Origin of the sequence: Salipiger marinus, from assembly GCF_035481585.1 — a bacterium.
GTDB lineage: Bacteria > Pseudomonadota > Alphaproteobacteria > Rhodobacterales > Rhodobacteraceae > Salipiger > Salipiger marinus.
Map to the genome: position 1 here is coordinate 272243 of NZ_JAYKSL010000003.1, position 22860 is coordinate 295102.

Consider the following 22860-nt stretch of genomic DNA (forward strand, 5'->3'; position numbering starts at 1 on the left):
GGGGACGCGCGCCTCCTGATACATGCACTGCGCATGTTTTTTGCCAAAGCCCCTTGGCGGAGGGCATAAAACGGGCTCTATCTTTGGGCATCCCCCGTGCCGCGCCCCCGCGTGGCCAGAGCAAAGAGCCTTCATGCCCGCCGCCGCCTCTCCGCTGTCCGTCCTGCGCATCGCCGCCTTCCGCAACCGCTGGCTGGCCTCCATGGTCTCCAATCTCGGCACGCTGGTGCAGTCGGTGGGTGCGGGCTGGATGATGACCCAGATCAGCGACAGCGATGCCATGGTGGGGCTGGTGCAGGCCGGGGTGACGGTGCCCACCATGCTGTTCGCGGTGTTTGCGGGCACGCTTGCCGACAATTTCGACCGCAGGCGGGTGATGATCGGCGCGCAGCTTTTCATGATGGCGGCGGCGACGCTGCTGACCGTGCTGACGCTGCTGGGGCTGATGACGCCATGGCTGCTGATCCTGCTGACCTTTCTCATCGGCACCGGATCGACCTTCTTCAACCCGTCATGGCAGGCCTCCATCGGCGACATCGTGCCGCGCAGCGATCTGCCCTCGGCGGTGGTGCTCAACTCCATGGCCTTCAACGCCATGCGCTCCATCGGGCCTGCGGCGGGCGGGATCATCGTGGCGGCGGCGGGGGCGGCGGCGGCCTTCGCGCTGAACGCGGTCAGCTACGTGGTGATGATCCTGACGCTCTGGGTCTGGAAGGCGCCGCCCCCCGTGTCGACCCTGCCGCCGGAACCGCTGCGGCTGGCGGTGGGATCGGGGCTGCGCTACGTCGCCATGTCGCCCAACCTGATGAACGTCATGGGCCGCGCCTTCGTCTTCGGGCTGGGATCGGTGGCGGTGCTGTCGCTGCTGCCCATCGTGGCGCATGACCGGCTGGGCGGCGATGCCACCACCTATGGCATCCTGCTGGGCGTGTTCGGGCTGGGCGCCATCCTTGGCGCGCTGAACAACGCGCGGCTGCGCGAGCGGTTCGACAATGAACATGTGGTGCGGGTGGCGGCGCTGGCGGCGCTTCTGGGCACGGCGGGGCTGGCGGTGGCGCCGACGATCTGGGCCTGCCTGCCCGCGCTGCTGGTCAGCGGCATGGCTTGGGTGGTGGCGCTGTCGCTGTTCAACGTGACGGTGCAGCTGTCGACGCCGCGCTGGGTGGTGGGGCGCGCCATCGCGCTCTATCAGTCCGCCTCGTTCGGCGGCATGGCGGCGGGCAGCTGGCTCTGGGGGGCGGTGTCGGATCTGCAGGGGCTGACCGTGGCCTTTCTGGCGGCGGCGGTGGTGCTGGCGGCGGCGGCGGCCATCGGTCTGGTCCGGCCCCTGACCGAATATGGCGATCTCGACATGTCGCCGCTCGATCTCTTCCGCGAACCGACGCTGCATCTCGATCTGAAGGCGCGCAGCGGCCCCATCGTCGCCATCACGCGGTTCGAGATCGACCCGGCGGACGTGCCCGAGTTTCTGGCGGTGATGGCGGAACGGCGGCGGGTGCGCATCCGCGACGGCGCGCAGAACTGGGTGCTGATGCGCGATCTGGAAGAACCGCGCATCTGGGAGGAAACCTATCACGTGCCGACTTGGGTGGAATATATCCGCCACAACACCCGCCGGACTAAGGCCGATCAGGGCACCTATGCCCGGCTGCTGGCGCTGCACCGGGGCGAGGCCCGCCCGCATACCCGGCGGATGATCGAACGCCAGTCGATCCCGCGCCGCCGCAACGGCGTCTATGATTTCGAGAACTGAGGCAGCAGAAGGCCCGCCGGACCAGTGTCCGGCGGGCCCTTGGCCGTTCTGTCAGAACCGGATCAGCCGGGGTTCTTGGCGAAGCGCAGATAGGGCAGCTTGATGTCCAGATCCCCGTATTTCTCGCGCGCCTCGTCATCCTTCAGCGACAGCGCCACGATCACGTCCTGACCGACTTCCCAGTTGGCGGGGGTGGCCAGCGGCTGCTGGTAGGTGCGCTGCAGCCCGTCCAGCGCGCGCAGCACCTCGGCGAAGTTGCGGCCCACCGACATGGGATAGGTCATCATCAGCTGCACCTTCTTGTCGGGCGAGACGATGAAGACCGACCGCACGGTGGCGGAATGGGCGGGCGTGCGGCCATCGGGCAGGTAGGCATCGGCGGGCAGCATGTCCAGCGCCTTGGACAGGGTCAGGTCGCCATCCGCGACGATGGGAAAGCCTGCGGGCGCGCCGGCGGTCTTTTCGATGTCGCCCTTCCACGCCTTGTGCTCCTCGACCCCGTCGACCGAGATGCCCAGCACCTTGGTGCCGCGCTTGGCCCATTCCGCCGAAAGCTGCGCCACGGCGCCGAATTCGGTGGTGCAGACGGGGGTGAAATCCTTGGGATGGGAAAACAGGACCGCCCAAGAGTCGCCGATCCAGTCATGCAGGTCAAAGTCGCCCTGATCGGTGACGACATGCAGGTTCGGCAGGGTGTCGTTGATGCGCAGAGCCATGGAGATATCCTTTCCTGGGTCGATGTCGCGGCATGTGGCACCCCTTTCAGATACGGTCTGATCCTGCGAAGTAAAGCCCCGGCTTGCAGCGCACCGGTGCCGGTGACAGAGTGCCGCGCAGGCCGAGCCCTCGCCTGCGCATGTGCAGACCACCACGGACAAGGAGATCGCGAGATGATCGAGAAGCGTCAGTTCTACATCAACGGGGCTTGGGTGGATCCCGCGACGGCCCGCGATCACGAGGTCATCAACCCCGCCACCGAAGAGCCCTGCGCCATCATCTCGCTGGGGGATCAGGCCGATACCGATGCGGCGGTGGCCGCCGCCAAGGCGGCGCTGCCGGGCTGGATGGCCCTGCCGGTGGCCGAGCGGATCGGCTATGTCGAAAAGCTGCTGGAGGTCTATCAGGCCCGCGCCGAAGAGATGGCGCAGGCGATGACGCTGGAGATGGGCGCACCCATCTCGCTGTCGCGCTCCGATCAGGTGGGGGCGGGCAGCTTCCATCTGAAGAATTTCATCCGCGCCGCCAAGGAATTCGAGTTCGAGCACCCGCTGCGCGAAGGCGCCACCAAGGACCGCATCCTCCACGAGGCCATCGGGGTCTGCGCGCTGATCACGCCGTGGAACTGGCCGATGAACCAGATCACGCTGAAAGTCGGCGCCGCCGCCGTGGCGGGCTGCACCATGGTGCTGAAACCCTCGGAGGAAAGCCCGCTCGACGCGCTGCTTTTTGCCGAGATGATGGATGCGGCAGGCTTCCCCAAGGGCGTGTTCAACCTTGTGAACGGCGATGGCGCGGGCGTGGGCACGCAGCTGTCGGGGCATCCGGACGTGGACATGGTGAGCTTCACCGGCTCCACCCGCGCGGGGCGGCTGATTTCCAAGACCGCCGCCGAGACGCTGAAGCGCGTGCATCTGGAACTGGGCGGCAAGGGCGCCAATCTGGTCTTTGCCGATGCCGACGAGGCGGCGGTGAAGCGCGGCGTGCTGCACATGATGGAAAATTCGGGCCAGAGCTGCAACGCGCCGTCGCGCATGCTGGTCGAGGCACCGGTCTATGACCGCGTGGTGGAGGAAGCGGCCCGCGTCGCCTCCGAGGTCAAGGTGGGCGATCCGCAGCAGGAGGGCGATCACATCGGCCCGGTGGTCAATGCGGTGCAGTGGGGCAAGATTCAGGATCTGATCCAGAAGGGCATCGACGAGGGCGCGCGGCTGGTCGCGGGCGGCGTCGGGCGTCCCGAGGGGCTCAACAAGGGCTTCTACGTCCGGCCCACCGTCTTTGCCGATGTCACCCCGGACATGACCATCGCGCGCGAGGAGATCTTTGGCCCGGTGCTGTCGATCCTCCGCTTCGAGACCGAGGAAGAGGCGGTGCGCGTCGCCAATGACACGCCCTATGGCCTCACGAACTATGTGCAGAGCCAGGATGGCGCGCGCGTCAACCGGCTGTCGCGGCAGCTGCGCTCGGGCATGGTGCAGAACAACGGCGCCTCGCGCGGGGCGGGTGCGCCCTTTGGCGGCGTGAAACAGTCCGGCAACGGGCGCGAGGGCGGCACCTTCGGGATCGCCGATTTCCTCGAGATCAAGTCGGTAAGCGGCTGGGCCGCCGAGTAAGGCCCGTTCCGCCGCGCTGAACCGGAAACGGCGTCCCTTGCGGGCGCCGCTTTCCTGTCTGCCGCAGGGCTGCGCCGGGGGCGTCAGAACGGGTGGGTGCGCCCGTCCCATGTCTGGAAGCAGCCGGTGCTGTCGAGGCTCAGCGCGTCGAGCCGCGCCGCCAGCCCTTCGGCGGACTGTTCGGGGGTCAGATCCGCCGTCTCGCCGCCCATGCCGGTGCGCACCCAGCCGGGATGATAGGTGCCCACGGCGATGCCGCGCGGTTTCAGCGCCATGGCAAGGTTGCTGCCCAGATTGAGCGCCGCCGCCTTGGAGGCGCGGTAGATCAGCGCGTTGCCCTTGGCGAGCGCATTCGATCCCATCTGCGAGCTGATGATCATGATCTTGGCGGCGGGGGCCCGGTCCAGCAGCGGCAGCATGGCCTGCACGGTGAGGAACACGCCCGTCACGTTGACCGCGAAGGTCTGCGCCCACTGCTCCGGCGCATAGCCGCTGTCCAGATCCTCGGCCTTGTCGAGATAGACCCCGGCATTGCAGATCAGCGCATCCAGCGCGATGTCGCCAAGCTGCGCCGCCAGTGCTGCGGGGGCTGCGGGATCGGTCACGTCCAGCGGCAGCAGGCCCGGCGTGGCGCGGGCGGTGCCCAGAACCTTTTCGCCCCGGGCGGTGAAGGTTGCGGCGAGCGCCGCGCCCACGCCGCGATTGGCGCCGGTGATGAGCAGGGTCATGGCAGGATCCTAATTGGCTTTGCGGGTGGGCAGGAAGGGCAGCGGCGCCACCGGCACGCCCTCCTCGATCAGGGCGCGGGCTTCTTCGCCGCGGGTTTCGCCCCAGATCGGGCGATGCGGCGTGTCGCCGCTATGCATGGCGCGGGCTTCCTGCGCAAAATCGCGGCCCACATATTCGGAGGTGCGTTCCACATGCTCGCGCAGCGCCCGCAGCGCCTGTTCGGCGGGGGAGGCGGGTTCGGAAAGCCGCGGCTTCTGCGGCGCGGGCGCAGGCGCCGGGGCTGCCGCACCGTGATTGACGCGCGGCGCCATCAGTTCCTTGGCCACGTCCGTGGATCCGCAGACGGCGCAGGCCACCATGCCTGCGGCCTGCAGCTTGTCGAAAGCGGTGGCGGACTGGAACCAGCTGTCAAAGCGGTGGTCCGCCGCGCAGCGAAGCGAATACTGGATCATGAGGAAAACCCTGATGGACCCCCTTGATCTGGGGAGTGCGGCCCGAAGGTCAAGATGGGCGTGCTGCCAAGCTCGTCCGGATCGAACTGCAGCAGCAGGCGGGCGAGGTCCGGTTCGTGCACCAGCGCCGCCGCGCGGCGGCGGCTGAGCCAGCGGCGCTTGCGCTGGCCGCGTTCGGGAAAGCGCTTGTCGAGCCCGGTCACCTCCAGCGGAAAGACCATGGCCATATGCGGATGCGGGCTGTGGCGCTTGCGATAGATGTAGCTGCCCGCGCAGCCGCCCTGCAGGCGGCCCCGCACGCCCGCCTCCTCCCATGCCTCGCGCGCGGCGCTCTCGGCCATGGACCGGCCCGGCATCGGCCAGCCCTTGGGCAGGGTCCAGCGCCGCCCGCTGCGGCTGGTGATCAGCAGCAGCTGCAGCTTGCTGCCCCGGATGCGGTAGCACAGGGCGGCACATTGCAGCAGCGGGCTGGCTGCCTGAGGGGCATGGGACCGGAGGGCAAAGGTGAAGGTCATGGGATGTGCCTGTTTTGCCTGTCAGTCTGCCGGGGCGGCGTGCCCGCGTCCAGATGGCCCAGCAGGGTTTTTAGCAGGTCCTGAACATCTGCCTCCGGTCTGAGCAGCTGCTGCGCCGCGTCTCCGCGCTGCTGCTGCAGGGCAGGGGGCGCCAGATCGGCCAGCGCGCGGGCCAGCGTGGCGGCATCGGTAATGCGAAGCGCCGCCCCGGCGTGATCCAGCGCCGCAAAGGGGGCGGCAAAATTTGCCACATCCGGGCCGTGGATCAGCGCCGCGCCGAAGGCTGCCGGTTCATAGGGCGTATGCCCGCCGCGGTCGGTGAGCGTGCCGCCGATGAACACCCGCCCCGCCAGCCGGTAGAACAGCGCCATCTCGCCCAGCGTGTCGGCCAGATAGACCTCCGCCTCCGGCGGCTCGCCTTCGGAGCGCCGCGCGCAGGTCAGGCCGCGCGCCGCGATCAGCCGCGCCACCTCGGCGGCCCGGCGCGGATGGCGTGGCGCAAGGATCAGCCGCAGCCCCGGATCCTGCGCGCGGGCGGCAAGATGGGCGTCAAGCACGATCTCCTCCTCGCCCTCATGGGTGGAGGCGGCGAGCCATGTGGCGCTGCGGTCAAAGGTACGCTCCAGCACAGGGTCGCGCAGATCGGGCGGGGCATAAAGCGCCTTCAGATCCACCACCGGCCCTGCGGCCTGCGCGGGCAGGCCCGCCGCCAGAAACCGCGCGCGCGAGCCTTCGTCCTGCGCCGAAAGAAAGGCCACGCGCCCCAGCAGACGCGCCTGCAGCCCGCCGAAGATCCGCCAGCCGCGCGCGGTGCCATGGGTCAGCCGCCCGCCCAGCACCAGCACCGGCCCGGGACAGGCGAGCAGGCGCTGCGGCCAGAGCTCGGATTCCATGGCGATATGCGCGACCACCTGCCAGCGCCGGTGCATCCGCCGCGCCACCCATCCCAGATCCAGCGGCGAGAGGCGCGCGCAGAGCCCCCAGCTTTGCGCCAAGGCCACGCCGGAGGCGGAGTTGCAGGTGACCAGCAGCGGCAGGCCGGGGCGGGCGGCGCGCAGCGCCTCGATCACCGGGCGGACCGAGGCCAGTTCGCCATTCGAGGCCGCGTGCAGCCACAGATGCGGTCCCGGCGCCACCGGACCCAGCGCCAGCCGGTCGCGCAGCGCGGACCAGTCGCGCGCCAGCGCCGCCCGGGCCAGCACCCAGACGGCAAAGACCGAGACCAGCAGCCGGTAAAGCGCCATCCATCCCTCCGTGGCGCGCGTGCCGCGCCTGCGCCCGGCTTAGGGCAGGCGGGGCCAGAGGTGCAAGCCCTAGGCTCAGAGCATCCGCGCCCGCGCCCGCAGCTCGAACTTCTGGATCTTGCCGGTAGAGGTCTTGGGCAGATCCTCGAACACCACAAATTTCGGGGTCTTGAACCCGGCCAGCCGCTGCCGCGCATAGGCGATCAGATCCGCAGCGCTGGCATCGTGCCCCGGTTTCAGCTCGACAAAGGCGCAGGGCACCTCGCCCCAGCGGTCATCCGGCTTGGCGACCACGGCACAAAGCAGCACCGCGTCATGGCCCATCAGCGTGTTCTCCACCTCCACCGAGGAGATGTTTTCGCCGCCCGAAATGATGATGTCCTTGGCGCGGTCGGCGATCTGGGCATAGCCGTCGGCATGGCGCACCGCGATGTCGCCGGAATGGAACCAGCCCCCGGCAAAGGCCTCGCGCGTGGCCTCCGGCGCCTTGTAATAGCCCTTCATCACGCCGTTGCCGCGATGCAGGATCTCGCCCCGCGTGGTGGCATCGGCGGGCACCGGGGTCAGATCCGGCGCCATGACGGCCACATCCTCCATGAAGGGCATGCCCACGCCCTGCCGCGCCTTGAGCGCCGCGCGCTCCGGCGCCGGCCCGCTGTCCCAGTCGCTGCGCCAGATACATTCCACATCCGGCCCGTAGGTTTCGGTCAGCCCGTAAACCTGCGTGACGCTGAAGCCCATGGTCTCGATCTTGGCCAGCGTGGCGGGGGCGGGGGGCGCCCCGGCGGTGAACACCTCGACCACATGGCCGAAGGCGCGGCGTTCCTCGGCGGGGGCGTTGACCAGCATGTTGAGCACGATGGGCGCGCCGCCAAAATGCGTGACACCTTCGTCGGCAATGGCGGCATAGATGGCGCGCGCGGTGATGTCACGGCAGCAGACCAGCGTCCCGCCAATGGCGGGCATCATCCATGTGTGGCACCAGCCGTTGCAGTGAAACAGCGGCACGATGGTCAGATAGACCGGATGCAGCACCATGCGCCACGACAGCACCTGCCCCATGGCGTTCAGATAGGCGCCGCGATGGTGATAGACCACGCCCTTGGGCCGCCCCGTGGTGCCGGAGGTGTAGTTGAGCGCAAGGCTTTCCCATTCATCCTGCGGCAGGATCCAGTCAAAGGCCGGATCGCCACTGGCCAGAAACTCCTCATAGTCCATGTAATCGCCATAGGCGGCGATGCCCGCCACCGGATCGGCAACCTCGATCACCCGGGGCGGCGGCCCTGTCATGATTTCCAGCGCTTCGGCGAGACGGGGCAGTATCTGCGGATCACAGAGCACCAGCTTGGCCCCGCCATGGTCAAGGATATGGGCCAGCGTGTCCGCATCCAGCCGGATGTTGATGGTGTTGAGCACGGCGCCACAGGCGGGCACGCCAAAATGCGCCTCCGCCTGCGCGGGAATGTTGGGCAGCAGCGTCGCCACCACATCGCCCGGCGCGATCCCTGCCCGCGCCAGCGCCGAGGCCAGACGGCTGACCCGCGCGTGATGCTCGGCATAGCTCCTGCGGTGGCTGCCATAGACCACGGCGGCATGGTCGGGAAACACCCGCGCCGCGCGGGCCAGAAAGGACAGCGGCGTCAGCGGCACATGGTTCGCCGCGCATTTCTCCAGCCCGGTCTCGTCGGCAAGCCAGCCCATGGTGGTGGTCTCCTCCCTGCTCCGCAGACACTATGCGCGGGCAGGGCGCTTTGGGAAAGAGCCGTGAACGATCCGTTTGCGCGTGGCGCGGGCCGGGATAGTCTGCGGGGCATGATCATCTCTCGCGGCCGCGGCTACATCTTCGTGCATATCCCCAAGACCGGCGGCACGGCGCTGGCGCTCGCGCTGGAGGCGCGAGCGCGGCCCGATGACATCCTGATCGGCGACACGCCGAAGGCGCAGCGCCGCCGTGCCCGGCTGAAGGTGCTGCAGCCGGCGGGGCGGCTCTGGAAACATTCCGGCCTCGCCGAGATCGATGGGGTGGTGACGGCGGCCGATCTGGACGGGCTCCTGTGTTTTGCGCTGGTGCGCAACCCGTGGGACCGGGTGGTGAGCTACTACCACTGGCTGCGCGTCCAGCACTTCGCCCATCCCGCCGTGACGCTGGCCCGCCAGCTGAGCTTTGCCGGCTTCGTCAGCCATCCAGATACCGCTGCCCGCCTGCGGGCCTGGCCCTATGGCCGCTACCTGCGCGACGCTTCGGGACAGGACCGCGCGGGGCTGTGGATCCGGCTAGAACATCTGGAGGAGGACATGGCGCCGCTGGCCCGCCATCTGGGCTTTCTCCCGCGCATGACGCACGAAAACCGCTCGGACCGCCGCGCCGATTACCGTGGCTACTACACACCCGAGAGCGCTGCCCGCATCGCCGAGATCTGCGCCGAAGACATCGCCCGCTTCGGCTACAGCTTCGGCTGACCCCGCCGCGCCACTCCCCAGCCCGCGCGCCTGCGGCTGCGGCAGGATGCCTCCGGCGGGGATATTTTTAGCCAATGGAAACGACGGGTTGGACTGAAACAGCCCGCCTCGGCGAGAGGCGGGCTGAGAGAAGCCACTGGCTTCCATCGGCACGGTCATCGGCGTCCCCGCCTGTACCGTGCCCAGAGCATCTGCGAGTCAGGTTAACAAAATGTGCAGAACTGGGCGCGGCGCGCCGTTTTCTTCAACCGCGCGCCAGCTGCGGGACTGCGATGGCAGAGGGGATCCTGAGCAACAATGGCTTCAGTCAGCCATGGGATCGTCAGCCGACCCGCGGCGCAGTTCAGGGAATTGATGCCGATCTGGTTTCCATTGGCTAAAAATATCCCCGCCGGAGGCATTTATGGGCGGGGCGTTTCAGCCGGGCGCGCCGGGTCGAGCAGGGCGTCGCGAAGCTGGCAGTCCTTGACCACATCCAGACCGCAGGGCACCGGCTCCAGATCTTTTGACAGGCACAGGCGCGCTTCCTGAATGCGTCCTGCGCGGCAGGTGATGGTCAGCATGTCGGGTGCAAGGCCGGGATTGGCCTGCAGGAAGGCCTCCTCCACCAGCGTTGCGGGCAGGGTGACGGGAGCGGCGAGCCGGTCAAGCGCTGCGGGTTTGGCAAGGCTTTCGAAGGCGCGGCGCGAAAGCGCGAAATACTCGGTCGCGGGCAGCCCGGTGCAGCTGCCATGTTTGCGCCACTGGTGCCATGCCAGCCCGGAGGTGCCCATGATGTCGGCCATGGCGGCGGTCTGCCGCCGGTCGGGCGCGGGATGCGGGCTTGGGCAATAGGAGGGCCAGCCGCGCCGGTTCTGCGGCCAGAGCCCGTGCAGCACCCAGCCAAGCGCGCGGTCACATTGCGGCGAGCCTTCGGCCCGGCCTTCCAGCGCGCACCATGTCGGCGACCAGGACAGCGCCAGCACGTAATAGTCGAAGCGGCCGGGCCGCTCTCCCTCGGCGCGGGCAGGCAGGGCTGTCAGCAGCAGCAGAAGGCACCAGCGCATTTTCTCTTTCCTCTTTTGTCCTGCGCAATTATATAAGCCTGAAGTTCCCCGACAACGGAAACCCGTCCCGGAAACATTCCGGGACCTCCCGAGGCCCAGGCCTTGGGGGCGGGGAGAAGATTTGCAAGGAGCATATCCATGGCCAAACTGCTGCACTCGAGGGCGACCGCCGTCTGGCTCGTCGACAACACCACGCTGACCTTCAAGCAGATCGCGGATCTGACCGGCATGCACGAGCTGGAGATTCAGGGGATCGCTGACGGGGACGTGGCCGGGGGCGTGAAGGGGTTTGATCCGGTGGCCAACAACCAGATCGAGGCCTCCGAGATCGAGAAGGCGGAAAAGAACCCGCTGCACAAGATCAAGCTGAAATACAATCCCGCCGCCGTCGACGAGGACAAGCGGCGCGGTCCGCGCTACACCCCGCTGTCCAAGCGTCAGGACCGGCCCAACGCCATCCTGTGGCTGGTGAAATTCCATCCCGAACTGGCGGACAGCCAGATCGCCAAGCTGGTCGGCACCACCAAGCCCACCATCCAGACCATCCGCGAGCGCACCCACTGGAACATCCAGAACATGCAGCCCATTGATCCGGTGGCGCTGGGCCTGTGCCGCCAGTCGGAGCTGGATGCTGCCGTCGCCAAGGCCGCCAAGTCGCGTGACGAGGTGATGACCGATGACGAGCGGCGCAAGCTGGTCTCGACCTCGCAGAGCCTTGGCATGGAGACCGAACCGCGCCTGCCCACGGCCATCGAGGGGCTGGAGACGTTCTCGCTGTCCGATCCGCGCGGCGAAGACGAGGAAGACACCCGTGGCCCGTCGGATTTCGCGGATGCGGACAGCTTCTTCAACCTGCCCGCCGGGTCGGATGACGACGAGGACGAAGACGAAGACGACACTCCGCGGCGCTGAGCCGTGCGCCCGGCCCGGTCCAAGGGCCGGGCCGCCCCTGTCATGGGGCGATTGCGCTGCCGTCCGTTCGGGGCGGTGGCGCGGCCCTTGGGAACCCCGGGTCTGGACCTTCCCCTTTCTCAAGAGACTGCAACTGGCACGGGGCGCGGCGGATTCGCGCTGGCGCTCCGCTGACACCGGATCAGCGGTGCGCGGGGGCGGTTACGGGACCGGAGGCTGGTCCCCGTCCTGCGCCACTGCGAAGGCGCGGGGGAAGCTGGCGGCGAAGGTCGCGCCATGGCCCAGCCCCTCGAACACCTCCAGTTCCAGAACCAGATCGGCGCGCCGCGCCAGTCTTTCGGCCAGCTCCATGGTCTGCGGGGCCGGGCGCGGTGTGGCGGGCGCCTCGGTTCCGCGCCGGTATTCGCGGTCTCCGAGCTGGATCAGCAGCCGCGCCGGAGCGCCGGTGCGGGCGCGGGCGCGGGCTTCGGCTCCGGCCAGCGCGCCGCCGCCAAAATGGGTGGAGGGGCTGACCGCGACATAGGCCCGGAATGCCTCGGGTGTGGCGAAGAGCGTCCCCAGCACGAAAAGCCCGCCATAGGAATGGCCCCAGAGCGTCCGCGCGGCGGGATCAAGCGGCATCCCCTGCGCCACCGCCCCGGCAATCGGCCCAAGCAGCCGTGCGCGAAAGGCGGCATCGCCCCCGGTGGGGCGCCTTTGCGCCGGATCGCCTTCGGGCCACTGGGCGACGGGGGGCGTGTAATCGCGGGACCGGGCGCGCGCGTCCACCGCCGTGTCCACCGGATAGCCGATCCCCACCACCGCAAGCCCGGGATGCGCCGCAAGATCCGCCGCGTTCAGTCGGCTGAAGGCGGCATTGCCGTCGAGCATCCAGAGCGACGGCCAGCCTGCGGCGGGGGGCTGGCCCAGCGGGCAGGCGGTGAAGATCCGGTAGCCCAGCCCGTCGATCCGCAGATCGGTCTGCGCCAGCCGGTGCGTGGCGGGCGGGGTTTCAAACAGCGGATAATCCACCACCTGCGGCACCGGCTGCGCGGCCAGACGGGCCGGGGGCAGGGCGAGGGCGGCGAAGGCGGCGAGGGCGGCAAGAAAGCTGCGGCGGCAAAGAGGCATGGGGCTCGCTCCGGCAAGGGTGGGGGCTGGCTCATGCTGCTGGCAGACATCGTCCTAGCGCAGGTCGCAGGACGGTGAAAAGGCTCAGACCGCAGGCCGGGGCCCGCGCGGGGTTTCGCGCCGGGCGGCGCGCGCCCAGTCCAGCTGCGCCCGGGTGGCCACGGCGCCGGGGCGGATGGCGCGCAGCCGCGCCAGCGCGGTGTCCGGCACCTCGCCCGTCTCGATCATCAGGCGCAGCGCCACCATGCCGGACCGCCCATGCCCACCCCGGCCATGCACCAGCACCCGCCCGCCGCCGATCAGGGCGCGGCGCATCCGCGCACTGGCCTCTGGCCAGCTGCGGGTGAAGGCGGGGTCGGGGGTGTCGCCCGCGCGCACCGGCAGGTGCAGCCAGCGGCTGCCCCGGTCCTGAATGTCCTGCCCCAGCGTCATGGCGCCCGCCGCGAACAGTTCCTCGGGCAGGGCCAGCGTCAGCAGAAAGGCGGGCGCCCAGCTTGCGATATGGTCGAGATCGCCATGGTAGTCGCCGCCATCGCCGGGCAGCGGCGCCAGCGCGAGGATGCCGCCCCCCACCGCCACCGCATGGATCACCGACGCACCGCCGCCAGAGCCCGGGCCAAGCCGGGGCTCGGCCAGCCTGCGCACGCGCGGCCCGTTGCCGTGTTCCATCACTTTCTCCCTTCCTCCGGGCGGGATGATACACGACCGCCGCCCCCGTCCCAGCCGATTCGGCGGGCCAAATTCCGCAGGCCGCGCAGAAACTTGGCGCCGCGCTGAAACTTCGTGGCGCGGCGCTGCGTGTGTTCGTGTGTCGGGCGGCTGGCCAAGCAGGCGGCTGCCCTTACTGACCTGAAGCACCCTGATGACGAGGATCCCCATGACCTTTCGCATGACACACGCCGCAGCCCTGATTGCCCTTGCCGGCGCCACCCCCGCGCTGGCGCAGGATCAGGCCGCCGCCATGGGCTTTGCCCTTGCCGAAGATGGCATGACCCTTGTGGTGATGCCCGATGCCGCCGATCCCGCCACCGTGGAGACCCACGAGCTTGACACCATGCTGCACGCCATCGCATGGCGTCCCGTCACCGGCGAGCTGCTGGGTCTGGGCGCGGGCACCATCTATGGCATCGACCCCGCCACCGGCGCGCTGACCGATCTTGAGGCGAGCTTCATGGAAGACGCCACCATCGCCGACGGCGCCAAGGTCGCGTTCGATTTCAACAATGCCATCGACGCCGTGCGCGCCGTGTCCAGCGCGGGCGACAACCTTGTGTATTTCCCCGCAGGCTTTGGCGATGGCGACGAGCGCGCCGGATCGGTGCGCCGCTTCACCGATGCCTATTACGCCGAGGGTGACGCGCATGCCGGCACCGAGCCGATGATCTTTGCCAATGCCTATACCAACGCCATTTCCGGCGCCAAGGCAGGCAGCACCGCGCAGTTTGCGCTGGATGCCGAAACCGACGCGCTGGTGAGCCTTGCCAACAATGACGGCACGCTGATGACCATCGGCAAGGTCACCGTGGACGGGGCCGAGGTCGACCTGTCGGCATGGGGTGGCATGGACATCCTGTCGCCGGAAGAGGGCACCGACATGGCTTGGGCCATCCTGCAGATGGAAGGCGCTGACACCGCAGGGCTTTACGAGATCGACCTTGCCACCGGTGCTGCCACGATGCAGGCCGATCTGGGCATGGGCGGCTTCACCGGCTTTGCCGTCGCGCCCGCGATGTAATCCCGTCACCACGGCTCTGCGCGCCTGATCCCTTGGCGCGCAGGTTCACCGGGCGCCTGCGTCTCGCGTTTTCCTCCCGTCGATGCGGTGGACGGCGGGCGCCCGGTCCCTTACCTTCCGCGCAACTCCGCAGGAAGGTTGCCCATGACCGACGACAGCCCGAAATATCAGGTGCTCGCCCGCAAATACCGCCCCGAGACCTTCGCCGATCTGGTGGGGCAGGAGGCGATGGTGCGCACGCTGAAGAACGCCTTCAAGGCCAACCGCATCGCGCAGGCCTTCATCATGACCGGCATCCGTGGCACCGGCAAGACGACCACGGCGCGGATCATCGCCAAGGGCATGAACTGCATCGGCCCCGATGGCACGGGCGGGCCCACCACCGATCCCTGCGGCGTCTGCGAGCATTGCCGCGCGATCATGGAGGGCCGCCATGTCGACGTGATGGAGATGGACGCGGCTTCCAACACCTCCGTCAACGACATCCGCGAGATCATCGACAGCGTGCATTACCGCGCGGCTTCGGCGCGCTACAAGATTTACATCATCGACGAGGTGCACATGCTGTCGACCAGCGCGTTCAACGCGCTGTTGAAGACGCTGGAAGAGCCGCCCGCGCATGTAAAATTCATCTTTGCAACCACCGAGATCCGCAAGGTGCCGGTCACGGTGCTGTCGCGCTGCCAGCGCTTCGACCTGCGCCGGATCGAGCCCGAGGTGATGATCGACCTGCTGCGCCGCATCGCCGGGCGCGAGGGGGCGCAGATCAGCGATGACGCGCTGGCGCTCATCACCCGCGCCGCCGAAGGCTCGGCCCGCGATGCCACCTCGCTGCTGGATCAGGCGATCAGCCATGGCGCCGGAGAGACCACCGCCGACGAGGTGCGCGCGATGCTGGGGCTGGCCGACCGGGGCCGGGTCATGGATCTGTTCGAAAAGATCATGCGCGGCGATGCGCCCGGCGCGCTGACCGAACTGTCGCAGCAATATGCCGATGGCGCCGATCCCATGGCGGTGCTGCGCGATCTGGCCGAGATCACCCACTGGATTTCCGTGGTCAAGATCACGCCCGAGGCGGCGGAGGATCCGACCATCGGGCCGGATGAACGCAGCCGCGGGCTGGCGCTGGCCGAAGGGCTGGGGATGCGGGCGCTGACGCGCATGTGGCAGATGCTGCTCAAGGCGCTGGACGAGGTGGGGCAGGCCCCCAACGCGATGATGGCCGCCGAAATGGCGGTGATCCGGCTGACCCATGTGGCCGAACTGCCCTCGCCCGAGGATCTGCTGCGGCGGCTGCAGGAGTCGCCCCCGCCTTCGGGTCCGGGCGGCGGCGGAGGGGGCGGCGGCGCTCAGGCGCAGGGTGGCGCTGCGCAGGCCATGGGCCGCGCGCCGCAGCCCAGCCATGCAGCACCTGCGGGGCCTTCGGCCTTGGCTGGGTCGGCGGTGCTGGCCGTGGCCGCCGATCAGGCGCTGGCGCGCTATCCCAGCTTTGACCACGTGCTGGAGCTGATCCGCGCCAACCGTGACGTGAAGCTGCTGGTGGAGGTGGAAAGCGGCCTGCGGCTGGCCGCCTATCAGCCGGGCCGCATCGAATTCACCCCCGCCGACGGGGCGGCGCCCGATCTGGCGCAGCGGCTTGGCAGCGCGCTGCAGCGCTTTACCGGCACGCGCTGGGGGGTGTCGGTGGTCAACGGCTGCACCACGCCCACGGTGGTGGAAAAGCGCGACGCGGCGGATCTGGCGCTGAAGGCCGAGGCGGAGAAGCATCCGCTGGTGCTGGCGGCGCTGGCGGTGTTTCCCAAGGCGCGGATCGTGCGCATCCACACCCCCGAGGCCGAGGCGCAGCAGGCCGCCGAGGACGCGCTGCCCGAGGTCGAGGATGAGTGGGATCCTTTCGAGGAATAAGCGCAGGGAACGCAGGGCGGGGTCTGCGGGTTGAGCATCAACCCTGATGCCCCTCATTCAAAGGATGCCGCCATGAAGCTGCCCAGCCGTCCCGCGCTGCCCGACCTTACCCGCCTGCGGGACCGTGCCCTGCCTGCCTCGCGCACGGAACGGCTGGGGCCGCTGCTGTTCGCAGGCGGGCTGCTGGCGGTGGGGGTCTTTCTGCTGAAGGCCAAGCCGCGCTTTGCCCATGTGCCGCGCGCCAAGCAGTTCGGCGATCTGCCGCGCCGGTCGCGGCTGCGCCGCGCGGCCCAGACCACCCGCGACCAGATCGAACCCTTTGCCCCCACCAACATCACCGACCAGATCGGGCGCTCGCTGATTCTGGGCGGCGTGGCGCTGCTGGCGACGCGGCTTCTGGACGAGATGGCGGGCCGCGATACCGACTGATCGGCGCCCCCGCCCTTGCCGCAGCGCGCCCGCCCCCGTATCTAGGGGGCAAGCCCCGGTCGGGGCACCAGACAGGCAGGCCCGGCTGGGGCCGCAGACAGGAGAGATGACATGCTGAAGGGTTTGGGCGGTCTTGGCGACATGGCCAAGATGATGAAGGCCGCGCAGGACATGCAGGGCAAGATGGCGCAGCTTCAGGAAGATCTGAAGGCGATGACCGTCACCGGTGAATCCGGCGCCGGGCTGGTCAAGGCCACCGCCAGCGCCAAGGGCGAGCTGAAGGCGCTGGACATCGATCCGTCGATCTTCAATGCCGATGACAAGGAAGTGGTGGAGGATCTGATCCTTGCCGCCGTCAAGGACGCGCAGTCCAAGGCTCAGGAAGCTGCCGAGGCAGAGATGCGCAAGCTGACCGAAGGCATGGGCCTGCCTGCGGACATGAAGCTGCCGTTCTGAACGGGCACCGCACGGGCCTGCCCGCATGAGCCGCAGAAACGACCCCATCGAGGCGCTGATCGAGCTGATGGCCCGGCTGCCGGGCCTTGGCCCGCGGTCGGCGCGGCGTGCGGTGCTGCATCTGATCGCCAAGCGCGCGCAGCTGCTGCAGCCGCTGGCCGAACTGATGACCGAGGTGGCGGCCAGCGCGCGTGAATGCCTCAACTGCGGCAATGTGGGCACCGGGGACATCTGCAACATCTGCGCCGACGAGCGCCGCGCCAATGGCCTGCTCTGCGTGGTCGAGGATGTGGGGGATCTCTGGGCCATGGAACGCTCCGGCACCTTCCGCGGGCGGTATCATGTGCTGGGCGGCACGCTGTCGGCGCTGGATCAGGTCGGGCCGGAGGAGCTGCGGATTCCGCAGCTTGTCACCCGCATCGAGGCGGAAGCGGTGACAGAGGTGATCCTTGCGCTGAATGCCACGGTGGACGGCCAGACCACCGCGCATTATATCGCCGACCAGCTTGCGGGCCGGGTGGCGCTGTCGTCTCTGGCGCAGGGCGTGCCCATCGGCGGCGAGCTTGACTATCTGGACGACGGCACCATCACCGCCGCCCTCAACGCGCGGCGGCGGATCTGACCGCGCCGCTTCTGGTTGCGGAGACGATTCATGAAATTCCTGATCCTTGCCGGTCTGCTTGCCCTGCCTCTGGCGGCGGGGGCGCAGACGCTGCCTGACCCTGCGCCGCTGTCGCAGATGGATCTGCTGGCGCGCGACATCGGGCGCGGCATCGGCGAGACCGCGCTCGACGCGCGGCAGCGGGGCGCCTTTGCGGGGGGCTTTCTGGCGCGGGGCGAGGTCAGCCCCTCGGGCGCGCAGGACAGCATCCTGTCCGATCGCGGGCTGGTGACCGGCTGGGGCTTTGCCAATGGCGTGACGCCGTTCATCGGCTATGCGCAGGGCCGGTCCGAACTGGAGGATGACCTGCACGAGGCGCGCATCCGGTCCTATTTCCTTGGCGCCGCCTATGCCGGGCAGCGGGCCGGGCTGCACTATGGCGCGGCGGTCTTTGTCGGGCGCACCCATAACAAGCTGTCGAGCCCGGGCTTTGCCACCGGCAGCGCCGATCATGATGGCCGTCTGCTGGGGCTCAGCCTGCGCGCGGACCGGATGCTGCGGCAGGGCATGACGCCGGGCACCGGGCTTGACCTGCGGGTGGCGGCGGATGTGATCCACCATCAGACCCGCGACTACGCCCTGAACGGGCTGCAGGGCCGGGTGGACGACCACGCCAGCACCGCCACCGCGCTGCATGTGGAGCTTGGCGCACCGATGCGCCACCACGGCCTTGCGCTGCGCCCCTATGCGGCATGGGAGGCGTTTGGCGGGCAGCAGGACAGCTTTGACTATGCCAGGGACGGGCTCTCCCGCCGGGTGGAGCCCACCGACCTGCTGTCGGGTCACCGGCTGGCGCTGGGGCTTGATCTGGGCGGGGGCGCGCACCCTGCCGCCCGGATCGAGGCGCGGCAGGACAGCGGCGGCGCCTTGGGTCTTGCGGTGACGGCGCGCTACGGCTTCTAGCGCGCCGGTCAGGCCGGTTCCGGGCCGGTGTCAGGCCAGCGCCTCGGTTTCGCCGTCGCCTTCCCGGTCGTAGCTGAAGGCGCTGTGCCCCGCCACGACGCAAAGCGCGACGATGCCCGCGCCCCGGTCCTGACGCAGCACGCCTTCGGCCAGCTGCACCGCGCCAAAGCCCGCATCCTGCATCAGGCCCGCCACATAGCTGCGCGAATGGGCAAAGCGGCGGCTTTCGCGCAGCGTCACCGGCGCCTCGCCCAGTTCGACGGTGAAGGCCAGCCGCCCGCCCGGCGCCAGCGATCCGGCGCACCAGCCGATGATCCGTTCCAGCGCGCCCAGATAGATGAACACATCCGCCGCCACGATCAGATCATAGCGCGCAGGCCCCAGATCCAGCGTGGCGATGTCGCGTTTTTCAAGCTGGTCATACAGCCCCTTGGCCTGCGCTTCGGCCAGCATGCCGCCCGACAGGTCATAACCTTCCAGCCAGTCGCAGCGCGGGCGCAGCACCTCTCCGGCAAGGCCGGTGCCGCAGCCCAGATCCAGCGCCCGGGCCGCCCGGCCAAAGCCGGTGCGGTCAAGCTCGTGCAGGATCCATGCGGGGCCGCAATAGCCCAGCCGGTCCACCAGCGAGGCTTCGAACCGGGGCGCATACTGGTCAAACAGCAGCTCCACGAAGGCGGGGGGCATGGTTTCCGACACGGCCTGCCCGGACAGCAGGTCACGCTTCAGCCCCGCGCCCAGCGGATCGCGCGGATCGGCGGTCACGGCGCGGTCCAGTGCTGCCATGGCAGCGACGCGGTCGCCCGCCATCTCGTGCAGTTCCCCCAGCCGGAACCAGCCCGCCGCCCAGCCCGGCGCCAGATCCAGCGCGCCCGACAGCACCTCGAGGGCGCCCGCAAGATCGCCCAGATGCACCAGCGTTTCGGCAAAGGAGGCCCGCCGGTCGGCATCCGGCTGGCCCGAAGGGAATGGCGTTCCAACCATGATCGCGCTTTCGAAAGGGCCCGCTCATTTGCCGGAAACCGGCCACGCGGCGGACGACACGCTGCGCCGCAATATGGCGCATCGGAAGGCGCGTTACGCCTGCCCCCGTGCCCTGTCAAGAGACCGCCCGGAGCGCCGGGCAGCGGCGCGGTGACGCGGGCGGGCAGGGGCGCGGGTCCGGTCGGGCCGCGCCGCGCCCAAGTTTGCCGCCGGGCGTCATACTCCTGTTGGGAATCGCCTGTATCCCCACATGGAAACGTTTCCATATCGGAGAGTGGAGCAGGTGAAGGCCAAGGTCACCATCAAGGATGTGGCGCGCAGGGCGGGCTGTGGCATCGCCACGGCAAGCCGGGTGCTGAACAATTCCGGACCCGCCAGCGCCGATGTCCGCAGCCGGGTGCAGAAGGCCGCGCAGGATCTTGGCTTTTCCTTCAGCGCGCTGGGGCGGGCGCTGCAGAGCAGCCGGTCGATGACGGTGGGCTGCCTTGTGCCGTCGCTTGCCAACCCGGTCTTTGCCGAGGCGGTTCAGGGGCTGCAGACGGTGCTGGCGGGCACCGGCTACCAGCTTCTGATCGCCAGTTCCAATTATGACGGTGCCGCCGACAATGACGCCATCGCGACGCTGATCGCGAAAGAGGTCGACGGGCTGATCGTGACCATGGTGGCGCCGGAGCACAGCGCGGCGCTTGCGCTGGCGCGGACGCGCGGCATCCCTGTGGCGCTGATGTTCCACGATCCGGTGGCGGGCCTGCCCTCCGCCCATGTGGACAACGGCGCCGCCGCGCGCGAGGTCGCCCGCCGCTTTGGCGATCTGGGGCACCGGCGCACGGCGTTTCTGGCGCTGCGCTTTGCCAGTTCCGACCGCTCGCGCAACCGCTATGCCGGGTTTCTGGCCGAATGCCGCCTGCGCGGCCTGCCCGACCCGGTGCTGATCGAGCTGACCGAGGCCGAGGCCAATACCCCCGAACGGCTGGCGCAGACCCTTGCCGCGCTGCCCGAACTGACCGCGATCTTCGCCTCGAACGATTTTCTGGCCATCGCCGTGCAGAAGGCCGCGCGCCTGCTGGGCTGGCGGGTGCCGCGCGACCTGTCGGTGGTGGGGTTCGACGGCATCGAGATCGGGCGGCTGCTGGACGTGCCGCTGGCCACGATCGAGACCGAGCCCGCTGCGATGGGCCGTCAGGCCGCGCTGACGCTGCTGGACCTTCTGCAGGGCGGCGCCCCGGTGCAGCTGCCGCCCTTGCCCTTCACCTTTCGCGCGGGGGCCACGCTGGCACCTCCCCGCGCGGATCGCCGCGACGACGACCGGGTTGCCCCCCGGCCGCCGTCCGTTCTCTCGCTCAAGACCGATCTCAAACAAGGATGAACCGATGAAACATACTGTTCTTTCGGCGCTTTTCGCAACCGCGATCGCCATGCCCGCGCTGGCCGAAGACGCCATCTGCTACAACTGCCCGCCGGAATGGGCGGACTGGGCCTCGATGCTGGACGCGCTGGATGCGCAGGCCGACATCCAGATGCCGCATGACAACAAGAACTCCGGCCAGACCCTGAGCCAGCTTCTGGCCGAACGCGCGAGCCCGGTGGCGGATGTGGCCTATTACGGCGTCACCACCGGCATCAAGGCGGGGGCGGAAGGCGTGGTGGAGCCCTACAAGCCCGCAGGCTTTGACGAGATCCCCGACGGTCTGAAGGATCCCGAAGGCCGCTGGTTCGCCGTGCATTACGGCACGCTGGGCCTGTTCGTGAATGTCGACGCGCTGGGGGGCGCGCCGGTGCCGCAGTGTTTCGCCGATCTGACCAAGCCGGAATATCGCGGCATGGTGGGCTATCTTGATCCGTCCTCGGCCTTTGTGGGCTATGCCGGTGCCGTGGCCGCGAACATGGCCTTTGGCGGCGATCTGGGCAATTTCGACCCCGCCATCGCCTATTTCAACGATCTGGCGCAGAACGACCCGCTGGTGCCCAAGCAGACCTCCTATGCGCGGGTGGTATCGGGCGAGATTCCGATCCTGTTCGATTACGACTTCAACGCCTATCGCGCCAAATACGAGGAGGACGGCAACTTCGAGTTCGTCCTGCCCTGCGAAGGTTCGGTGCGCGTGCCCTATGTCATGAGCCTTGTCGCCGATGCCCCCCATCCCGAGGCGGGCAAGCGCGCGCTGGATTTCATCCTGTCGGATGAAGGGCAGGCGATCTGGACCAATGCCTATCTGCAGCCCGCCCGCCCGGTGGATCTGCCCGCCGAGGTGGCCGAGAAGTTCCTGCCCGCCGCCGATTACGAGCGCGCCGTGGCCGTGGATTATGCCGAGATGGAGCGCGCGCAGGCCGCCTTTGGCGAGCGCTACCTGAACGAAGTCAAGTAACCGCGACCCCGACGGGGCGGTGCCCGGCGCATCGCCCCGTCCCCCTGTCCGCACCGGAGCCCCGCTGTGAGCCACCGTTCCTTTCTTCTGCTGTGCCTCGTGCCGCTCGCCAGCTTCGCGCTGGCCTTTCTGGCGATCCCGCTGGTGCGGCTGGTCCTTGCCTCCGGCGAAGGCGCCGAGGGCTGGGCGATCTATCTGACCATCCTGCGCACCCCGCGTTACCTCGCGACGCTGGGCCAGACGCTGCTGGTGTCGCTGGCGGTGACCGCCGCCGCGCTGGCCGTCTCGACCACGGCGGGGCTGTTTCTGGCACGCAGCCGCTTTGCCGGGCGCCGGGTGCTGCTGTCGATCCTGACGCTGCCCTTGGCCTTTCCCGGCGTGGTGGTGGGATTCATGATCATCCTGCTGGGCGGGCGGCAGGGTCTGGTGAACCAGCTTCTGCCCGGCCACTGGGTCTTTGCCTATTCGGTCACCGGGCTGTTTCTGGGCTATCTCTATTTCTCGATCCCCCGCGTGCTGCTGACCGTCATGGCGGCGGCGGAAAAGATCGACCCCGCGCTGGAAGAGGCCGCGCGCACGCTGGGGGCGCCGCCATGGCGGGTGATGGTCGATGTGGTGCTGCCCGCGCTGGCGCCCGCGCTGATCGCGGCGGGGGCCATTGCCTTTGCCACCGCGATGGGGGCCTTTGGCACCGCCTTCACGCTGGCAACCGACATCGACGTGCTGCCCATGGTGATCTACACCGAATTCACCCTGTCGGCGAACATCGCCATGGCCTCGGCGCTGTCGGTGGTGCTGGGGCTGGTGACATGGGCGCTGCTGCTGCTCGCGCGCAGCCTGTCCGGCGGCACCGTGGCGGCGGGGGGCTAAGGA

Annotated in this window: 23 protein-coding genes; 13 read left to right on the forward strand and 10 right to left on the reverse strand. The window is 68.9% G+C overall.

Annotation, left to right across the window (positions count from 1 at the left end; all coding sequences use genetic code 11):
- The first annotated feature begins 133 nt into the window (after positions 1-133).
- Positions 134-1753: an MFS transporter gene (locus VK682_RS06120; RefSeq protein WP_230795871.1), complete on the forward strand. Its 1620-nt coding sequence runs from the start codon at positions 134-136 to the stop codon at positions 1751-1753.
- 62 nt (positions 1754-1815) lie between these two features.
- On the opposite strand, the gene VK682_RS06125 is transcribed toward VK682_RS06120, so the two are convergent.
- Entirely contained in the window at positions 1816-2469 is a 654-nt protein-coding gene (locus tag VK682_RS06125; protein WP_230795870.1) for a peroxiredoxin, read from the reverse strand.
- A 174-nt stretch (positions 2470-2643) separates the two neighbouring features.
- Between VK682_RS06125 and VK682_RS06130 the strand changes: the two genes are divergently transcribed.
- Positions 2644-4083 (forward strand): aldehyde dehydrogenase family protein, encoded by a 1440-nt coding sequence (locus VK682_RS06130; RefSeq protein WP_230795868.1) that lies wholly within the window; start codon positions 2644-2646, stop codon positions 4081-4083.
- A gap of 83 nt (positions 4084-4166) precedes the next feature.
- Here VK682_RS06130 and VK682_RS06135 read toward each other — a convergent pair whose 3' ends face one another.
- From VK682_RS06135 to VK682_RS06155, 5 genes are all read right to left on the reverse strand, one after another.
- On the reverse strand, positions 4167-4811 hold the full coding sequence (locus VK682_RS06135; RefSeq protein WP_230795867.1) for an SDR family NAD(P)-dependent oxidoreductase: 645 nt from the start codon (positions 4809-4811) through the stop codon (positions 4167-4169).
- A gap of 9 nt (positions 4812-4820) precedes the next feature.
- Positions 4821-5264 carry a DUF1178 family protein gene (locus tag VK682_RS06140; RefSeq protein WP_230795866.1) on the reverse strand — a complete coding sequence of 148 codons (444 nt, stop codon included), beginning with the start codon at positions 5262-5264 and terminating at the stop codon, positions 4821-4823.
- The gene (locus tag VK682_RS06145) at positions 5261-5779 is read right to left on the reverse strand and encodes an NUDIX hydrolase (RefSeq protein WP_089843207.1); all 519 of its coding nucleotides are present in this window, start codon (positions 5777-5779) and stop codon (positions 5261-5263) included. Before VK682_RS06145 ends, VK682_RS06140 begins: the two co-directional genes overlap by 4 nt.
- The gene (locus tag VK682_RS06150) at positions 5776-7023 is read right to left on the reverse strand and encodes a 3-deoxy-D-manno-octulosonic acid transferase (RefSeq protein WP_230795865.1); all 1248 of its coding nucleotides are present in this window, start codon (positions 7021-7023) and stop codon (positions 5776-5778) included. The genes VK682_RS06145 and VK682_RS06150 overlap by 4 nt, the downstream gene beginning before the upstream one ends.
- A 75-nt stretch (positions 7024-7098) precedes the next feature.
- A complete protein-coding gene (locus tag VK682_RS06155; RefSeq protein WP_230795864.1) occupies positions 7099-8724 on the reverse strand; it encodes an AMP-binding protein in 1626 nt (541 codons plus the stop codon).
- 111 nt (positions 8725-8835) lie between these two features.
- On the opposite strand from VK682_RS06155, the gene VK682_RS06160 reads away from it, so the two are divergent.
- Complete coding sequence (locus VK682_RS06160) at positions 8836-9483, forward strand: sulfotransferase family 2 domain-containing protein (protein ID WP_230795863.1); 648 nt, start codon at positions 8836-8838, stop codon at positions 9481-9483.
- Positions 9484-9884: 401 nt separating this feature from the next.
- On the opposite strand, the gene VK682_RS06165 is transcribed toward VK682_RS06160, so the two are convergent.
- Positions 9885-10529 (reverse strand): ribonuclease T2 family protein, encoded by a 645-nt coding sequence (locus tag VK682_RS06165; RefSeq protein ID WP_230795862.1) that lies wholly within the window; start codon positions 10527-10529, stop codon positions 9885-9887.
- A gap of 138 nt (positions 10530-10667) precedes the next feature.
- On the opposite strand from VK682_RS06165, the gene VK682_RS06170 reads away from it, so the two are divergent.
- Positions 10668-11441 carry a DUF1013 domain-containing protein gene (locus tag VK682_RS06170; RefSeq protein ID WP_089843199.1) on the forward strand — a complete coding sequence of 258 codons (774 nt, stop codon included), beginning with the start codon at positions 10668-10670 and terminating at the stop codon, positions 11439-11441.
- A gap of 201 nt (positions 11442-11642) precedes the next feature.
- Here the strand turns inward: VK682_RS06170 and VK682_RS06175 are convergent, their stop codons facing one another.
- Together VK682_RS06175 and VK682_RS06180 are read right to left on the reverse strand one after the other, a co-directional pair.
- Positions 11643-12551: an alpha/beta hydrolase gene (locus tag VK682_RS06175; RefSeq protein ID WP_230795861.1), complete on the reverse strand. Its 909-nt coding sequence runs from the start codon at positions 12549-12551 to the stop codon at positions 11643-11645.
- A gap of 84 nt (positions 12552-12635) precedes the next feature.
- Positions 12636-13220, reverse strand: coding sequence for a protein-tyrosine phosphatase family protein (locus tag VK682_RS06180; protein ID WP_230795859.1), 585 nt, complete (start codon positions 13218-13220; stop codon positions 12636-12638).
- Positions 13221-13440: 220 nt separating this feature from the next.
- On the opposite strand from VK682_RS06180, the gene VK682_RS06185 reads away from it, so the two are divergent.
- The 6 genes from VK682_RS06185 (at position 13441) to VK682_RS06210 (ending at position 18640) form a co-directional block, all read left to right on the forward strand.
- Complete coding sequence (locus VK682_RS06185) at positions 13441-14286, forward strand: DUF4394 domain-containing protein (RefSeq protein ID WP_230795858.1); 846 nt, start codon at positions 13441-13443, stop codon at positions 14284-14286.
- Between the two features lie 144 nt (positions 14287-14430).
- Positions 14431-16191, forward strand: coding sequence for a DNA polymerase III subunit gamma/tau (locus VK682_RS06190; RefSeq protein WP_230795857.1), 1761 nt, complete (start codon positions 14431-14433; stop codon positions 16189-16191).
- Positions 16192-16263: 72 nt separating this feature from the next.
- On the forward strand, positions 16264-16620 hold the full coding sequence (locus VK682_RS06195) for a hypothetical protein (RefSeq protein WP_230795856.1): 357 nt from the start codon (positions 16264-16266) through the stop codon (positions 16618-16620).
- Between the two features lie 111 nt (positions 16621-16731).
- Entirely contained in the window at positions 16732-17076 is a 345-nt protein-coding gene (locus VK682_RS06200) for a YbaB/EbfC family nucleoid-associated protein (RefSeq protein WP_089843189.1), read from the forward strand.
- A gap of 25 nt (positions 17077-17101) precedes the next feature.
- Positions 17102-17698 carry a recombination mediator RecR gene (gene recR / locus VK682_RS06205; protein ID WP_230795855.1) on the forward strand — a complete coding sequence of 199 codons (597 nt, stop codon included), beginning with the start codon at positions 17102-17104 and terminating at the stop codon, positions 17696-17698.
- Positions 17699-17728: 30 nt separating this feature from the next.
- A complete protein-coding gene (locus VK682_RS06210; protein ID WP_230795854.1) occupies positions 17729-18640 on the forward strand; it encodes an autotransporter outer membrane beta-barrel domain-containing protein in 912 nt (303 codons plus the stop codon).
- Positions 18641-18670: 30 nt separating this feature from the next.
- Here the strand turns inward: VK682_RS06210 and VK682_RS06215 are convergent, their stop codons facing one another.
- Complete coding sequence (locus VK682_RS06215) at positions 18671-19621, reverse strand: class I SAM-dependent DNA methyltransferase (protein WP_230795853.1); 951 nt, start codon at positions 19619-19621, stop codon at positions 18671-18673.
- Positions 19622-19871: 250 nt separating this feature from the next.
- Here VK682_RS06215 and VK682_RS06220 point away from each other — a divergent pair, with 250 nt between their 5' ends.
- The 3 genes from VK682_RS06220 to VK682_RS06230 all read left to right on the forward strand — a co-directional run bounded on the left by VK682_RS06220 (position 19872) and on the right by VK682_RS06230 (position 22857).
- Entirely contained in the window at positions 19872-20987 is a 1116-nt protein-coding gene (locus VK682_RS06220) for a LacI family DNA-binding transcriptional regulator (protein ID WP_230795852.1), read from the forward strand.
- A 4-nt stretch (positions 20988-20991) separates the two neighbouring features.
- The gene (locus tag VK682_RS06225) at positions 20992-21987 is read left to right on the forward strand and encodes an ABC transporter substrate-binding protein (protein WP_089843172.1); all 996 of its coding nucleotides are present in this window, start codon (positions 20992-20994) and stop codon (positions 21985-21987) included.
- 66 nt (positions 21988-22053) lie between these two features.
- Positions 22054-22857: an ABC transporter permease gene (locus tag VK682_RS06230; RefSeq protein ID WP_089843169.1), complete on the forward strand. Its 804-nt coding sequence runs from the start codon at positions 22054-22056 to the stop codon at positions 22855-22857.
- Positions 22858-22860: the final 3 nt, after the last annotated feature.

Bases quoted from the DNA above. Each gene is read 5' to 3' on its own strand.
- VK682_RS06120 (WP_230795871.1), top strand. From the start codon at position 134: ATGCCCGCCGCCGCCTCTCCGCTGTCCGTCCTGCGCATCGCCGCCTTC.
- VK682_RS06125 (WP_230795870.1), bottom strand. From the start codon at position 2,469: ATGGCTCTGCGCATCAACGACACCCTGCCGAACCTGCATGTCGTCACC.
- VK682_RS06130 (WP_230795868.1), top strand. From the start codon at position 2,644: ATGATCGAGAAGCGTCAGTTCTACATCAACGGGGCTTGGGTGGATCCC.
- VK682_RS06135 (WP_230795867.1), bottom strand. From the start codon at position 4,811: ATGACCCTGCTCATCACCGGCGCCAATCGCGGCGTGGGCGCGGCGCTC.
- VK682_RS06140 (WP_230795866.1), bottom strand. From the start codon at position 5,264: ATGATCCAGTATTCGCTTCGCTGCGCGGCGGACCACCGCTTTGACAGC.
- VK682_RS06145 (WP_089843207.1), bottom strand. From the start codon at position 5,779: ATGACCTTCACCTTTGCCCTCCGGTCCCATGCCCCTCAGGCAGCCAGC.
- VK682_RS06150 (WP_230795865.1), bottom strand. From the start codon at position 7,023: ATGGCGCTTTACCGGCTGCTGGTCTCGGTCTTTGCCGTCTGGGTGCTG.
- VK682_RS06155 (WP_230795864.1), bottom strand. From the start codon at position 8,724: ATGGGCTGGCTTGCCGACGAGACCGGGCTGGAGAAATGCGCGGCGAAC.
- VK682_RS06160 (WP_230795863.1), top strand. From the start codon at position 8,836: ATGATCATCTCTCGCGGCCGCGGCTACATCTTCGTGCATATCCCCAAG.
- VK682_RS06165 (WP_230795862.1), bottom strand. From the start codon at position 10,529: ATGCGCTGGTGCCTTCTGCTGCTGCTGACAGCCCTGCCTGCCCGCGCC.
- VK682_RS06170 (WP_089843199.1), top strand. From the start codon at position 10,668: ATGGCCAAACTGCTGCACTCGAGGGCGACCGCCGTCTGGCTCGTCGAC.
- VK682_RS06175 (WP_230795861.1), bottom strand. From the start codon at position 12,551: ATGCCTCTTTGCCGCCGCAGCTTTCTTGCCGCCCTCGCCGCCTTCGCC.
- VK682_RS06180 (WP_230795859.1), bottom strand. From the start codon at position 13,220: ATGGAACACGGCAACGGGCCGCGCGTGCGCAGGCTGGCCGAGCCCCGG.
- VK682_RS06185 (WP_230795858.1), top strand. From the start codon at position 13,441: ATGACACACGCCGCAGCCCTGATTGCCCTTGCCGGCGCCACCCCCGCG.
- VK682_RS06190 (WP_230795857.1), top strand. From the start codon at position 14,431: ATGACCGACGACAGCCCGAAATATCAGGTGCTCGCCCGCAAATACCGC.
- VK682_RS06195 (WP_230795856.1), top strand. From the start codon at position 16,264: ATGAAGCTGCCCAGCCGTCCCGCGCTGCCCGACCTTACCCGCCTGCGG.
- VK682_RS06200 (WP_089843189.1), top strand. From the start codon at position 16,732: ATGCTGAAGGGTTTGGGCGGTCTTGGCGACATGGCCAAGATGATGAAG.
- recR (WP_230795855.1), top strand. From the start codon at position 17,102: ATGAGCCGCAGAAACGACCCCATCGAGGCGCTGATCGAGCTGATGGCC.
- VK682_RS06210 (WP_230795854.1), top strand. From the start codon at position 17,729: ATGAAATTCCTGATCCTTGCCGGTCTGCTTGCCCTGCCTCTGGCGGCG.
- VK682_RS06215 (WP_230795853.1), bottom strand. From the start codon at position 19,621: ATGGTTGGAACGCCATTCCCTTCGGGCCAGCCGGATGCCGACCGGCGG.
- VK682_RS06220 (WP_230795852.1), top strand. From the start codon at position 19,872: ATGGAAACGTTTCCATATCGGAGAGTGGAGCAGGTGAAGGCCAAGGTC.
- VK682_RS06225 (WP_089843172.1), top strand. From the start codon at position 20,992: ATGAAACATACTGTTCTTTCGGCGCTTTTCGCAACCGCGATCGCCATG.